This window comes from Paenibacillus sp. FSL H8-0315, from assembly GCF_038005365.1.
Classification (GTDB): Bacteria; Bacillota; Bacilli; order Paenibacillales; family Paenibacillaceae; genus Paenibacillus_AQ; species Paenibacillus_AQ odorifer.
The window spans coordinates 4,171,351-4,185,438 of the sequence record NZ_JBBOTA010000001.1; the positions used below are offsets into that span (position 1 = coordinate 4,171,351).

Below are 14,088 nucleotides of genomic sequence, written 5' to 3' on the forward strand. Positions count from 1 at the left end.
TCACGATTCAATCTAATTCGAAGAAGAAGCTGCAGCCGCAGCTGATGCAGCCGCTGCCCCGGCAAGAGCAGCCTGTTGCGCAATTACAATATTGGTAATGTTGGTAGAAAGCATCGAAGTTAATACGCCGTTTTGCACATCCTCCACAGATCTGAAGGCTACCAGTGCAGAAGACAAGAGCAGTAATTCCTGCTTGCCAATAGACCAGTTCCCGAAGCCCTTTTTTGTACGCAAAAATTCGTAAGTCTCCGAGACATCAGTAACGATGTCCTCCTTGTTGCAAGGGAGCAGGGATAACACGCCCAGTGAGGAGAGGGTATATTCTTTGTCTAGCCGGATACCCTGTGCACGAAATGCATCTCTTAATGCCAATACACGGTCCGCTGCTTGAGGGGCTTCTTCCCCAAGAACCAATACCTGGGTCAGGGCTTGCACACTGTTGCCTGACATAAACTCGGGCTTAAGCGTTACATAGAGCTGCTCCATGCGGTCCACGCCACTCTCAACATCGATATCGGAAAGACCAAGCATCGCGGAGAAGATATAATCGTCCTGTCCGGTAAGGAAACGATGTTTTGCCTTCATACTATCGTAAAATAGCTTTGCCCGTTCTACCGTATGCTGATATTGATCCGATGTTGCATTAGCAGCGATTTGATAGGCAGCAACGACGAGATAATCAGAGGCTCTGAATTTGGCTTCCTTCATTAAATCATACACGGCAAGTGTGTTTGCAAGCAGAGTTTCCTTCTCGTCAGAAAGAGAGAGCAGGGCGGCAATGCTGATCACCGAAGCCCCTCTAAATTGAGAGAAAATCCCGGTACTCTCCTTAATTAGCTCATAGCTGGCACGGATGGCTTCGTCATCTGCAACTTTGTCTTCTACAGCATACAATAGTGCCGCTAACCGATTAACCATTGCATTTTGCCATGGGAAAGCTTTTTTGATCCTCTGAGCGTTGTCTGTGAACAATTCAAGCCTAGCTGGATATTGCTCCTTCATTGGATACACCTCTTATCTCTACTTTTAATTCATAACATTACGAAAATCCTGTGTTGTAGATTCATTTTACTATAAAAAATAAATCGGATGCCCACGAAAGCGGCTTACTAATAGGCTAGAGGTTGTTCAGGTGACCCAATGATTGAGTTTACTATGAGGATGTTATAATAATTATAAGATGGATCGACAGGGGTTTAAATGACAACAAAGGAGAAGAGCGACGATGACTGAGAGAATACCTGAAATCGTATTGAACGATGGAGTGAAGGTGCCTGCGATTGGTTTTGGTACCTACGCGTTAAACGGAACTGAGGGAGCACAAAACATCACTAAGGCGATTGATGTTGGCTATCGTCTGATCGATACTGCGTTTAATTATGAGAACGAAGGTGCTGTAGGCCAGGCTGTTCGGCAAAGTTCTGTGCCTAGGGAAGAGCTACTCATTACTTCCAAACTGCCAGGACGCCATCACTCTTATAAAGAAGCGTTGTCTACTATACAGGAGTCTTTATTCAGAGCCGGATTGGATTACTATGATTTCTATCTCATCCACTGGCCTAACCCTAGAGTGAATTTATATGTTGAGGCCTGGCAGGCGATGATCGAGGCACGTAAGCAAGGTTTGATTCGCTCCATCGGTGTATGTAACTTTTTGCCGGAGCATATTGAACGTTTGATACAAGAAACTGGTATAGCGCCGAGTATGAATCAGATTGAGCTGCATCCTCATTTTAATCAGGAAGAGCAACGTGCATGGAACAAAGAGCATGGGGTAGTGATTGAATCGTGGAGTCCATTGGGACGGGCTAGCAGTGTACTGGAAAATGAGGAAATAGCGGAAATAGGCAAGGTTCATAATAAATCGATATCGCAGGTTATCTTACGTTGGCATATACAGCTTGGGGCTATTCCCATTCCAAAGGCTTCTTCTCTAGAGCATCAGCGTGATAATCTGAATATTTTTGATTTTGAATTATCGGAAGCGGAAATGACCGTTATTTCCGCATTAACCTCGCCAACAGGTCGCATAGCTGATCAAGATCCCGCATCGTATGAAGAATTTTAATAAATTTAACTACAACACGCCATTTATTGGCGTGTTTTTTTATATTAGGCTCTTACTAGCGCTTTGGCATACTGTTTGCCAGACGAGAGTAGGTTGTCGCTCAGTTCAGGATCTTTAACCGTCCGTGCAAGAACAAGGGAGCCAACCATAGTACTGAACAGTGCACTACCTTTGGACGCGTCAATTCCCGCCAGATTAGAGATAAAAGCAATCATCCGCTCCAGTTCCTGCGTGAATACCTGCCGAACTTCTTCTGAGGAACGGGATATTTCGCTAGAAAGGGCAGGGATAATGCAGCCCATCTCCATTTTGTCGCGGTGATACGGACTTAAATAATAATCAATGACAGCATTGATTTTGGGGTTCTGCTCTTCCTGGTCAGCGACCTTCTGCAGAAGGGCGATGGTATCGCTGATGGCATACCGGCAGGCTTCCGCGACAAGCTGTTCTTTGTTGTCAAAATGGGAATAAAACCCGCCATGAGTTAATCCGGCCCCCTTCATAATGAACGGAACGCTTACATCGTGAATACCGTTGGTGCGAAAAGCCTGAGCAGCACTTTCAACGATTTTATTTCGCACTTTTATTTTATGACCTTTGGGGTACGGCATTGTAATCACTCCACAGCTTCATAGTTCTACTTTTAAAATATTATAGGCGTCATAATAAAGCCTGTCAATTTAGCGATTCTGAGAAAGTTAGCTTGTGAAAGGCAAGGCAAGGTTATTGACTGTTTTAAAATATGATGGTAATAATATATTACGATCATCATATTTTAAAAAAGTTCAACAGGAGGTATCAGGAGATGAGTAAGCTTGAAGCCGTAGAAACATTGGTCATTGGATCAGGTCCGGGAGGTTATGTGGCGGCGCTGCGATCTGCACAGCTTGGGATGAAAACAGCGATTGTTGAACGCAACCAGCTTGGCGGAGTCTGCACGCATGTTGGATGTATCCCATCCAAAGCATTAATTGCTGAATCACATCGCTATAATTTGCTCAGACCGTTCAATTTTGCAGATGCGTCAGCATCTTTTAAAAATGCTCAGGATTTTAAACAAGGAGTTGTGAATAAGCAGGCAGGTGGAGTCAGTTATTTATTAAAGACTGCTGGGGTGAGCATTTTCGAAGGAGAGGCTAGCTTGGTGGATGAACATACAGCTATCATCAGTCAGTCTGGACAGGAGCAAACCTTATCCTTTAAAAACGCTATCCTGGCTACAGGATCTCGTCCGATTGAGCTGCCAGCCTTTCCTGTTGGCGGACGTATTTTGTCTTCCACAGAAGCGCTGTCGCTCCCTGAGATTCCAACTAGCCTAGTAGTTATAGGTGGGGGCTATATTGGTGTCGAGCTGGGGCAGATGTATGCCAAATTCGGAACAAAGGTAACGATTCTGGAAGGGGGAGAACAAGTGCTGCCTGGATTTGAGGCGGAGCTTGTGAGCCCTGTTGGAACGCAGCTGAAAGCCGATGGCATGAAAATTATTACCGGAGCGACAGCTGTGAACGTAGTGGAGAGTGCAGATACCATTACACTGCATTATTTAAAAAATCAGGAACAGCAGCATGTTACAGCGGAATATGTGTTAGTTACTGTGGGCAGAAAACCAAATACAGACGGCAATTTAGGACTAGATCGCATAGGCTTGCCAGTGACGAGTAGGGGATTGATTGCGACGGACGAACAGTGCAGAACAGCTATCCCGCATATTTTTGCAATTGGAGATATTACGGCAGGCCCGACTCTCGCTCATAAGGCATCGTACGAAGCAAAGATTGCGGCAGAGGCCATTGCAGGTCTCTCCTCCGAAGTTGATTATCGAGCCATCCCGCTCGTTGTTTTTTCGCACCCAGAGCTGGCCAGTGTCGGCTTAAGTGAAACAGAAGCAAAGGCAAAAGGCATTTCGCTGGTTATTGGCAAATCCTCCTTTGGGATTAACGGGAGAGCCTTGGCCTTGAGGGAGACGGAAGGTTTCGTCAAGCTTGTAGCGGACCTAAATTCAGGAGTCGTAGTGGGTGCACAAATCGTTGGAGTAGAGGCATCCACACTCGTGTCGGAGCTTGCTCTTGCTATTGAGATGGGAGCCACTGTGGAGGACTTGGCGATGACCATTCACCCTCATCCCACATTGGGAGAAGTAATTATGGAGGCTGCTGAAAATGCAGTTAAAAAAATGGTGATGAAAGAGAGTGGAAAATGAAGATAAAAGCAGGGCTATATATAGGAATTGCGATTGTGCTGATTGTTGGAGGGGCGCTTCTTGCTGTAAAAGGAAAGGATGCAGTCAGTCAGGCTGAGAGCAGGAAACAAGGGATTCTGGATGCGGAGCAAAAGACAATATTTTATCAGAATAGTCCAGGGTCAATTGTCGAGGTCGGTGTGGCTGCAGGTGATTCTATAAAACAGGGAGAGGTGCTGTTTAAGGTTAAATCTGCTGAAGGAGAAACGGATGTAGTTGCGCCGGAGGACGGATCAGTCAACAAGATTATTGTAAAGCCGGGGGATCTAGTCCAGCTAGGAATGCCAATGGCGGTTTTGCAAAAAAACAGCTTTTATACAGATCTCTACATACAAGAAAGTGAAATCCAAAAGCTAGAGGTGAATCAAAGTATTGGAGTTCATTTTCCATATTTGGAGCACCCAACGGAGGTGACAGGTGTAATTACATCTATCGCAGCCGCGCCTCAATTTGCGAGCTTACGTATGTCACGTGAAAAAGGGCAAGCCGATTTAAGCATGTTTCTTGTCCGTGTAACTATGGATGGGAATGCTGATTTGCTTCCGGGGATGACAGCGGAGGTGAAGCTCGATGAAGTCACTGATTGACGAATGGAAGTACGTGGCGGGTAGTAAGTATTTACGCCTGATTTTTATAGGTCCGCTTATTGCGGCCCTGTTTTTTGGCTTAATGTTCTCGAAGAACCAAATCAGCGAATCGCATGTTATTGTCATTGATGAGGATCACAGTTCGTATTCACGACAGCTGATCTCAAAGATAAATGCCTCTCCATATATGAACGTAACAAATGTGTACTCCAGCCGCCTGAACCCAGAGACGTTACTGGCAAATGAGCAGGCTGTAGCGGTCATCATGCTTCCCAAAGAGTTGGGGCAACATCAGCAGCAGGGGATATCAACAAATATTGGCATCTTAATGGATAATACAATGCCATCAGGGTTAACCAGCATCCGGACTGCGATTCAGGAAGTGATCCAGACGGAAAATGTGACTCTTTCTATGACCCGGCTCCTCCAAAAGGGGATGGATGCCGAAACCTCTAAAGGGCTTGCTTCTCCGTTATCTCTCCAGCAGCGGATGTTATTTAACCCGACCACAAGTTATGTGGGTTTTATGGTCGTTGGATTTGTGAATATTGTGGTGCTGATGATTACAACAAGCGCAGCGGGTTCAATTGTCCCTCGGTTGCGACAGGAGGGGAAACTCTTTGCAAACGGGAAGTCTCCTTGGCAGATTTGGGTTCGCAGTGTACCTTACGCTGTTTTGACCACTATTTCGCTGCTCCTATGTTACGGCTTATTAAAGCAGGTGGGGGGAATGCGCTTTGAAGCGGAGCCTTATCTGTTTATTATTCCGCTGTTTGTATATGCCTTTGCCTTGTCGCTTATGGGCCTGTTGATTGGTTATACTGCCAAAGACGTATCCAAAGTTAATTTACGAACCAATTTCGTGTTGTATCCGTCGTTTCTTGCTACTGGAATCCAGCTGAGTCCACTTGCCTTTCCAGAGTTCTTTCAAATTTCCGCATGGGTATTACCTATGAACTGGCTTAATCGCCTCATACGTGGAATGGCTTTTCGGGATGGGGCGCTAACAGCCTACAGTCAGGAGCTGGGGGCGCTGCTGATTATTATCGGCGTTGTATCCTTATTCATTGGATTGCTGGTGCTTAGGGAGATGAAGAAACCAGAGATTCAGTTCTCAGAATCAGTCAGCGCTTGAGTAATTTGATCTAGTCTAGTTTAGTCCAGTCGTGCAAACCGTTGTTCTGTTTTATCAAGATGTTTCACCCGCTCTTCTAAGCTGCGATCTGACATCCCGGCATAATTATACCAACGAAGATTCTTACGTATTCCCATTTTGCGAAAGGTGCCTCTGAATAGAATTTTGGTGATGGGGTTGCCAAAAATCCAGCGATAAAAGAAGTCGGGCGTGTTCATTACGGTCAGCAGGGACACTCCTTTAATATTCGGGAGCAAGCATTTGAAGGGCCGCCCAGGTTTAGTTTCTTCGTAGACAATGCCTTTTGCGAATACCTTATCAAGAAAACCTTTGGTAAGAGCGGGCATGGCTTCCCACCATATAGGGAAAATGAAGACAATATGATCCGCTGCTATAAGACGCTGCTGATAATTGGCGACTAGCGGGTCGGGGGTTCTCTTTTGCCGCCAAGCAGTGAGTTCTTTGTGCGACATGACGGGATCAAATCCATCGGCATGCAGATCGATAAGATCAATTGTATGGCCTTTGGTGGTGAGACCTCGCATTACGGAGGCTAATAAGGCTGCGGAATAGCTTCGCTGATGGGGGACATTCTCGGACGCTGTTGCTCCGTATGGATGATCAAAAATAATTAAGACATTCATATAAATACCTTCTTTTCGTATTATTGTTTCCTTGAAATTAAATATTAACTATGGAAACAATAATACGTTTTAAGTTTCCTTGTTGTCAATATTATTTCTAGGAAACTTTATTTATGATCTGTGTCTTGTTAAAATGAGCATAAGATGAATTTACGAGGAGACTTAACAGTGACGCATTCTTTCGAGAACTTACCTAATAAGGATATTTTGATAAAAAAACTGATAGAGATGATTCCCCAACTACAAAAGCGATTTCAATCGGAGGATGATGAAGAGAAGGAATGGTTGATTCAGAACTGCAGTAATCCCCTTATCATTGATTTCCTCCAAGACTCCACAGTCATGATGCTGCATGTAATAGATGCGATTGGACAGCTTGAGCCGGTGAATGGCACTACCATTTCGAAGCAATTCGGAATTCCGAAAGGCAGCGTGTCCAAAATCACTAGAAAATTAGTGCAACAAGAAATTATTCGCACGGAGTTTCTCCCCGATAATAAAAAAGAAGTGCTTTTTCTTACAACACCTCTAGGGAAAGAAATATTCGATTTGCATTTAGCCCTACATAAGCAGATGAATAAAGGGATAAACCGGTTTCTACAGAGATATAACCCAGATGAATTGTTATTTATAATCCAAGCCTTCGAGGATACTTTGGAAGCGTCATGGGTTCATTCGGAATCGGTTGCTGAAGAAGAACTATTAAACACTGGAGAATCTCTTGAGGCAATGAAAAACGATGAAATGAGTCAAATCGTAGACATGCTTAACCAACTGGATACGCGTAACCTCAAAAAGGCTAAGGCAGTTCTCCAAGCTATGTTTTTCACCCCTTTTGATTAGCTTTATATTTTTTGATAATGGCTTATTTTCTTTTCACCCTTCCACAATTGCTCTAAAAGCATGGCCAGTATAGTGCCGACAAGCAGACCATTACTGCAAATATATCGAAGTGTGGAAGGAAGACTCTGAAATACCGCTGGAGGCAAAAACATAAGTCCGATGCTCACCAACAACGTTATTCCTAGTATCGTTAATCGGCGATGATCAAGCTGTTCCCGCAAAAAGGATTGGAATGCAATCCCTACGATTTGTACAAAAGTAGCTAGAAGTGCTGCACTGGCTACTGGCGCTGGAAGTAACGCTAGCACATTGACAACGGACGGCATAAGCGCGATAACGGTTAGTAACAGACAGGCCATAAGAAATGGCCGAATTCGCTTTTGCCCCGTTAATTTCATAAAGCCCGCCGAGGCTGGCAATGGAACAACGCCTATCGTTGAGAATAGGGCGGCTAGTATATGAGAGATCCCTCCCGTCCAAATCCCTCGACTTAATGCTGTTTTTTCATCTTTCGGTACAACCAGAACTACTTGTTTTACAGCGGAAATAGAAGAAATTGTATTGGATACTAACAAAAACGTAAACAACAGTGAGGTAATCACGATCCCTAGATCGAATTGAGGTACTCCCCAAGCAAAAATTTGAGGGAACTTCAAGACGGGAGTTGAAGCTGTAAATGTTAGCCTCACTTTCCCCAATGCTGCAAATAGTCCCGAACCCAAGCCGATTCCAATCAGTACGGCGTAACTACTAATCCATCCTCTTCCTTTAATAGAGAGAAAAATAACAAGTCCAAAAATAAAAAAGGATATGAGTGCTGCCATAACATCTGGTTCGGCGCTTGTTCCCTGTAATCCAAGCATGCCCTTGACTAATACACCGCTTAATTGCAAGGAGAGAATGAACAAAAATGAACCTGAAACTAAGGGTGTAAATAAAAATTGAAGCCTATAAACTAGCCCTGTAGTTCCTAATACGAAGAGAAGAAGACCGGCTACGATTAATCCTCCTTCTAGAATTTGTAATGTATGCATCTTATCTTGCCCTTGAATGAAGGCTAAGTTGCCTAATATGACAAAGATACTTACCCATGATCCCGCAGGTCCATCTGCAATAGGGTATTTATGTCCGAAGCACCCCTGAATAAACGAACTGATTCCTACAACGAAAAACGTCCGCTGCATTAAGGTTGAAATTTGTTCAAACGACAATTGAAAAATACCTCCAATGACAATGGGCAGAGCCACTGCATTGGCTAGCAAAAAAATAAACCATTGTACAGTACTGAGACTATTAGTAACGCGTTTATTCTCCATATCAACTCACCTTTACTATTGTTAACTTTACAATCTATACGGAAAATGAAAGCCACCTTTCGATTTGAAATCGTTAAAAGGTGGCTTGCTTATTAATCTATTACCATTTGCGATATGGCAAAAACTTTCCGTTCATCGTCAGAATGATGCGGTCACCGTTCGGATCTTCTTGCTTTTGTACGTCGAATTGGAAATCGATTGCGCTCATGATACCTTCGCCAAGCTTCTCCAAAACAAGTTCTCTAATCGTTGGACCGTATACAAGCAGCATTTCGTATAGGCGATACAATCCTGGATCTGTAGGCGGCATTTCGATGACATCACCACGGTGTGGGATTTGTGCGAGCGCTTGAACCACTTGTTCGTCGAGTTCAAGCAATTCCCCCATTTTATCTGCTTCATTACGTGTCATTGTTGCTTGACCCAACAGTGCAGTTACAACCCAGCTCTCTGAATGCTCGCTTACCTTTGCGATTTCGCCCCAAGTTAATCCTTTTGCAAATTTAGCGTCCAATATCTGTTGTGTCGCTTCTTTTCTATTCATATTTCATTGCTCCCTTTAGTTTAGTATAATGAGTATCGCTTAGTGCTTGTCGTGGCCTGTTACTTGTTCATATCCATTTACAATCAGATCGAGTTTACCAGTGTCTGGTGCAATCACCAGACCATGAACAGCTACCTCTTTCGGAATGAGCGGATGATTACGCACCAGATCTATGTTTCCTCTAATCGAATCTACGACATTCGTAAAGCCGAACAACCATTTATGAAGATCGATACCTGCATATTCAAGTGAAGAAAGAATTTCTGGTGTCGCGACTCCGCGATCCATTATTTTTTGAAGTGTTCCTTCAGGGTTACTTTGACTCATGCCACAATTGTGGTGACCGATGATATAAATTTCTTCCGCATTCAGTTCGTAGACAGCCGTTACGATACTGCGCATGATGCTTCCAAATGCATGGGTAATCGTTCCACCTGCTGTTTTGATGACTTTGGCATCCCCATTGTGTATGTTTAGGGCTTTAGGCAGCAGCTCAATCAGTCGAGCATCCATGCATGTTACGACAATCATGCGTTTTTTAGGGAATTTCGTTCCCTCATAAGGTAGATACTCCTTGTCTTCTACGAACTGATCGTTATACTCCAAAATTTCTTGTAATAGCATTCTTGGGCCTCCTTTGAAGTGTTTTAGTTATCACTGTTTCAATGGCTACTAACTAGTGAATCAGGATATAACTAAGTATAGATATTCATGCTTAAATGCTGAATAAGTTGGCGAAACGCTATATGTCCATTTGCTTTCATGACGAAAGGATTGATTTTTATTTTTGATCATATCGATTTTGCGATACTAGCATTACTAAGAGAAAACTCCAGAATTCAGTGGAAGGACATTGGCCAAAAGATACATATGACCGGCCAAGCGGTCGGAAATCGCATTAGGCGTTTAGAAGATTTTGGGGTTATCGAGCAATATACGATCGTTACTAATAAAGCAAAGCTAGGTCTGTCTATCACAGCCTTTATTACATTTTTTGTGGAATCAGCCAATCATCCTTTATTTCAGAAGTTCGTGATGGCAGAGGATGCTATTACCGAAGTGCATCGAATTAGCGGAGAAGGATGTTATGTATTAACCGGACATTTTGCTTCTAATGAGGAGCTTGAGGCATTTCTGGCTCAACTTTTGAATCATGGGAATTATCGAGTGAGTCTATCCATCGGAAAAATAAAATCTTAATCCATACAAAAAAGAGGGGCGTAGACCCCTCTTTTTTTTCCAATTTATAATTTTTGATAATGATGTAAGAGATTCTCTATTCTATTCTGAATCATTTGTTTTAAGGCTTCAGGTTTCACGGATGTAACAGCATGACCATATCGCATAAAATAATTAGCCAAGAAATCCTCTTCACCTGGATTATAGAATCCCTTAATGACTGTTTTCGGACCAACTTCTATTTTCATAGAAGGATAATGCTCTTTATAAAAAATATCCTTTGCTTGTTCCGCAATCTCAACTTCAAAGTCAATACTTTTCGCAGACTGATAGATTTCTAATGAACGACTAAGAAGTTCTTCTATAGAATAACGAGCTTTGCTTTCCTCTTCTTCAATGAAGGTTATTCGATCACATCTAAAAACTCTATATGTATTCGTCGTAAGCTCTATTCCAGTGGCATACCATTGACCAAACTTAGCGGAAATCCTAAAGAATTGAACAGGGTAGCTTTTTGTTTGGTTTTCTTTTGTATATGCAATGTTACAGGCACTCTCATTTAGAATACTTGCTAGGATTTTATCTAAAAAACGGCTGACATGCTTATGCTGATACATTTCGAATTGCAGGACCTTTTTCATTTTGTGAATTTGGTTGATTTGTGTACTCGATAGACAGTGCTCGAACTTTTCGTTTAGCTTGTTAACACTCAGATGAAAGGGTGTAGATTGATAAGATTCTAACGTCAGCATGGCAAAATACAGCGCATAGACTTCATCTATCGTGAAAATAATAGGGGATAACAATCTGTTTTTTAGAATACCATAACGTCCGTGTCTTCCATGTTCTGCGAAAATAGGCATACCTAATTGTTCTAATGAACTAATATCGCGTAGAGCTGTGCTTTTTGAAATAGCGTATTTATCCATGAGATCACTTAAATTAAAGAATTCTCGACTGTTTAAGTACCTCATCATGTCATTTAATCGTTCTGATTTTTTCATATATAAAACTCCTTATAAAGGTGTCATATTTTGATACCTTTATATAGGATAATAAGTTTAAGGCCAGATATCAAATATATAAAAGGAGAGAGTTATACTATGAGTACAACCCTAGAAGTAGCTATTTTTTTATCGATGAATGGAAGAGCTAAGGAAGCTATAGAATTTTACAAAGAACATTTTAACGCAGAGGAATTGCTACGTGTCACCTATCAACAACTAGCAGAGCGTGACAGCTCCATACAGCTTACGGATGAAAATAAGGATTATATTACTCACTCTGTCCTGTTAATCGGAAAAACAAAAATAATGATAGCAGAAGATACAATGAATACGAATGAGAAATATACAGTGGGCAATAACACTTCATTATGTATTCAAAGTGCTGACTTAGAGGGGATTGAAGGTTTTTATAAAAGCTTAATCACAGACGAGCGCGTGAAAATTATTGCTCCTTTATCTAGCAATGTGTTTAGCAAAGCCTACGGTATCATTGAAGATCCCTTTGGTATTCAAATCCAACTCATGTTTGATGAAAGATTACATTAAAAAAGCTTCCTGCTTCTAAAACAAACTAAGTTTAATATTCAGCCGACTAAATTTCAGGTGTATTGTCCTGAGTTTGGCCGGCTTTTTTCTTGAGAGACGGGTTGTCCCAACCAAACGATAGAACGCAGATCGCGAGACTGTGCAGATTGTGCTTTTTACGTTCATTTCAAAATTAAGGCGGCACAGCAAATTACCGATAAATATAATAGCTAATGATTATATCTAATGGAGGAAAGACGGATGAAGAGGATTTTTAGTATATTGCTGATGTTATTACTGGTTACACCAGCACTCGGCACTACAACCTTTGCGAGCAATACGGTGAAGGCTAAGGTAACCGAGAGCAGTACATATTTTGATGGAGAACAGCGGAACCTGAATGGGTTCAACATATCGAATAACAATTATTTCAGACTACGCGATTTGGCAGAGTATTTCTCGGGAACGAGCAGCCAGTTTGATATCACTTGGAATAAAGCGAACAATGCGATTGAGATCATAACTGGACAAGCTTATACGCCCGAAAAGAAAACAACAAGTAACTATTATAGCCGCAATAAAAATTATGCTGCTACGCTTTCAAGCTCTAAGGTGCTAGTCAACGGACAGTTACAGTCTATTACAGCGTACAATATTGATGATAACAATTATTTTCAGTTGAGAGATTTGGCGGGCAAAATCCCGTTCGATATTGAATTTGACGTTCAGTCTGACCGCATATCGTTATTTTCCAAAATCCCAGATCATGCTTACCGGGTAAAGACGGCGGCTGTAGCTGAGAGTAACGGGGAATCTTCTTATTTTCCTAGATGGAAAAGTACGGCCTCTTCTTATCTTGTGAATAATAAGGATGGGACTGTAAGTGTTATTGAGGCGAACAAAGAGTTTACGATTGAAACGTACAATGAGAAGTACGAACTAACAGGCAATAAGAGCATTCCTTTTGAGCTTCCGGTGTTTGGTGGCTTCTTTAGTGGGGAGAAGTATAACTATATTGCTTTTGGCCAAGAGAACCGCGAAGAGAATGATAACAAAGAAGTCATTCGTATTGTCCGTTATGATAAAAGTTTCAATAGAGTAGACAGTGTCTCCATAAAGGGTGGGGAGAGCTATACCGTTAGCCCTTTTGATTCAGGCTCCGGCAGGATGGCTGAAGCTGGAGATACGCTTGTATTTCACACTTCACGTACACGATACACGACAGAAGATAAATTAAATCATCAATCCCAGCTTACCATTATCGTAAATACTAAATCCATGACGGTGACCAATGATCTGGGAAGATTCCAGAAGAATCATGTCAGTCACTCTTTTGACCAATATGTATTGTTTGATGGTGCAGCGCATGTTCTAGTCGATCATGGCGATGCTTATCCCCGTTCGATTGTTCTGAATAAAGGAGACGGAGCCAGTTATAACGAAGTGGATTTATTTAATATTCCCGGCAAAATCGGAGCGAACGCGACGGGTGTTTCTATAGGCGGATTTGAGATGTCCCCGGCGAACTATATAGTCGCTATGAATTCGGTAGATCATTCCCTAGTCAAAGAGTATACATCTTTTGAGATGGTGGGTTTAGAAACGGACCAAAGGGATGTCATACTTAGTGTGTTGCCCAAGTCCAACCTGAGCAGTACTTCGGTGAATCACATTACCTTGGCTAAATATGTAGGCACGAACCTGATCGCATCCATCCCTAAACTAGTAAAAATCACAGACGATAAAATGATGGTGCTGTGGCAGGAGTTTGATAAAGAGAATCATCCGGGTGATCTGAAATATGTTCTTATAGATGGAGCGGGAAAAGCTACTAGCGACATCCAAACGATCAAGCATTTTGCCTTATCAGAGTGCAGTCCTATTATTAGTGGAGACAAAATCATTTGGTATACGAACAATAAAGGATCCAGAGTGTTCTATTCGATCCCGTTAAATTAACGGATTCAATTAACAACAAAGTGGGTAAATTAGACTATAAGC

15 protein-coding genes are annotated in these 14,088 nt (G+C 42.3%); 8 read left to right on the top strand and 7 right to left on the bottom strand.

The genetic code is table 11. The features are described from left to right. Positions 1 to 12 precede the first annotated feature (12 nt). A complete protein-coding gene (locus MHB56_RS18155; protein WP_076190109.1) occupies positions 13 to 1,002 on the bottom strand; it encodes a DUF4003 family protein in 990 nt (329 codons plus the stop codon). A gap of 223 nt (positions 1,003 to 1,225) precedes the next feature. Between MHB56_RS18155 and MHB56_RS18160 the strand changes: the two genes are divergently transcribed. After that, positions 1,226 to 2,068, top strand: coding sequence for an aldo/keto reductase (locus MHB56_RS18160; protein ID WP_076190110.1), 843 nt, complete (start codon positions 1,226 to 1,228; stop codon positions 2,066 to 2,068). Between the two features lie 44 nt (positions 2,069 to 2,112). On the opposite strand, the gene MHB56_RS18165 is transcribed toward MHB56_RS18160, so the two are convergent. Continuing rightward, entirely contained in the window at positions 2,113 to 2,679 is a 567-nt protein-coding gene (locus MHB56_RS18165) for a TetR/AcrR family transcriptional regulator (protein ID WP_076128582.1), read from the bottom strand. A gap of 194 nt (positions 2,680 to 2,873) precedes the next feature. Between MHB56_RS18165 and lpdA the strand changes: the two genes are divergently transcribed. Genes lpdA through MHB56_RS18180 form a run of 3 tightly spaced genes read left to right on the top strand, consistent with a single transcriptional unit; the run spans position 2,874 to position 6,029 of the window. Further along, on the top strand, positions 2,874 to 4,268 hold the full coding sequence (lpdA, locus tag MHB56_RS18170; protein WP_076190111.1) for a dihydrolipoyl dehydrogenase: 1,395 nt from the start codon (positions 2,874 to 2,876) through the stop codon (positions 4,266 to 4,268). Beyond that, positions 4,265 to 4,894, top strand: coding sequence for an HlyD family efflux transporter periplasmic adaptor subunit (locus MHB56_RS18175; protein ID WP_076128586.1), 630 nt, complete (start codon positions 4,265 to 4,267; stop codon positions 4,892 to 4,894). The genes lpdA and MHB56_RS18175 overlap by 4 nt, the downstream gene beginning before the upstream one ends. Next, the gene (locus MHB56_RS18180) at positions 4,878 to 6,029 is read left to right on the top strand and encodes an ABC transporter permease (protein WP_341143836.1); all 1,152 of its coding nucleotides are present in this window, start codon (positions 4,878 to 4,880) and stop codon (positions 6,027 to 6,029) included. Before MHB56_RS18175 ends, MHB56_RS18180 begins: the two co-directional genes overlap by 17 nt. Before the next feature lie 20 nt (positions 6,030 to 6,049). Here the strand turns inward: MHB56_RS18180 and MHB56_RS18185 are convergent, their stop codons facing one another. Next, positions 6,050 to 6,673, bottom strand: a complete 624-nt coding sequence (locus MHB56_RS18185; RefSeq protein WP_076190113.1) for an NAD(P)H-dependent oxidoreductase — start codon at positions 6,671 to 6,673, stop codon at positions 6,050 to 6,052. Positions 6,674 to 6,841: 168 nt separating this feature from the next. Here MHB56_RS18185 and MHB56_RS18190 point away from each other — a divergent pair, with 168 nt between their 5' ends. Further along, positions 6,842 to 7,516 (top strand): winged helix DNA-binding protein, encoded by a 675-nt coding sequence (locus tag MHB56_RS18190; RefSeq protein WP_339246438.1) that lies wholly within the window; start codon positions 6,842 to 6,844, stop codon positions 7,514 to 7,516. Positions 7,517 to 7,518: 2 nt separating this feature from the next. Here MHB56_RS18190 and MHB56_RS18195 read toward each other — a convergent pair whose 3' ends face one another. From MHB56_RS18195 to MHB56_RS18205, 3 genes are all read right to left on the bottom strand, one after another. Beyond that, the gene (locus MHB56_RS18195; RefSeq protein WP_341143837.1) at positions 7,519 to 8,832 is read right to left on the bottom strand and encodes a purine/pyrimidine permease; all 1,314 of its coding nucleotides are present in this window, start codon (positions 8,830 to 8,832) and stop codon (positions 7,519 to 7,521) included. Between the two features lie 100 nt (positions 8,833 to 8,932). Beyond that, positions 8,933 to 9,376 carry a cyanase gene (gene cynS, locus MHB56_RS18200; RefSeq protein ID WP_341143838.1) on the bottom strand — a complete coding sequence of 148 codons (444 nt, stop codon included), beginning with the start codon at positions 9,374 to 9,376 and terminating at the stop codon, positions 8,933 to 8,935. A 39-nt stretch (positions 9,377 to 9,415) separates the two neighbouring features. Further along, entirely contained in the window at positions 9,416 to 10,000 is a 585-nt protein-coding gene (locus MHB56_RS18205; protein WP_076185111.1) for a beta-class carbonic anhydrase, read from the bottom strand. A gap of 138 nt (positions 10,001 to 10,138) precedes the next feature. Between MHB56_RS18205 and MHB56_RS18210 the strand changes: the two genes are divergently transcribed. Then, positions 10,139 to 10,576 carry an Lrp/AsnC family transcriptional regulator gene (locus MHB56_RS18210; RefSeq protein ID WP_341143839.1) on the top strand — a complete coding sequence of 146 codons (438 nt, stop codon included), beginning with the start codon at positions 10,139 to 10,141 and terminating at the stop codon, positions 10,574 to 10,576. A gap of 44 nt (positions 10,577 to 10,620) precedes the next feature. Here the strand turns inward: MHB56_RS18210 and MHB56_RS18215 are convergent, their stop codons facing one another. Then, positions 10,621 to 11,559, bottom strand: coding sequence for a helix-turn-helix transcriptional regulator (locus MHB56_RS18215; RefSeq protein WP_341143840.1), 939 nt, complete (start codon positions 11,557 to 11,559; stop codon positions 10,621 to 10,623). Positions 11,560 to 11,658: 99 nt separating this feature from the next. On the opposite strand from MHB56_RS18215, the gene MHB56_RS18220 reads away from it, so the two are divergent. Both MHB56_RS18220 and MHB56_RS18225 read left to right on the top strand, forming a co-directional pair. Then, positions 11,659 to 12,108: a VOC family protein gene (locus MHB56_RS18220; RefSeq protein WP_076128596.1), complete on the top strand. Its 450-nt coding sequence runs from the start codon at positions 11,659 to 11,661 to the stop codon at positions 12,106 to 12,108. A 240-nt stretch (positions 12,109 to 12,348) separates the two neighbouring features. Further along, positions 12,349 to 14,046 carry a hypothetical protein gene (locus MHB56_RS18225; RefSeq protein WP_341143841.1) on the top strand — a complete coding sequence of 566 codons (1,698 nt, stop codon included), beginning with the start codon at positions 12,349 to 12,351 and terminating at the stop codon, positions 14,044 to 14,046. Positions 14,047 to 14,088 lie beyond the last annotated feature (42 nt).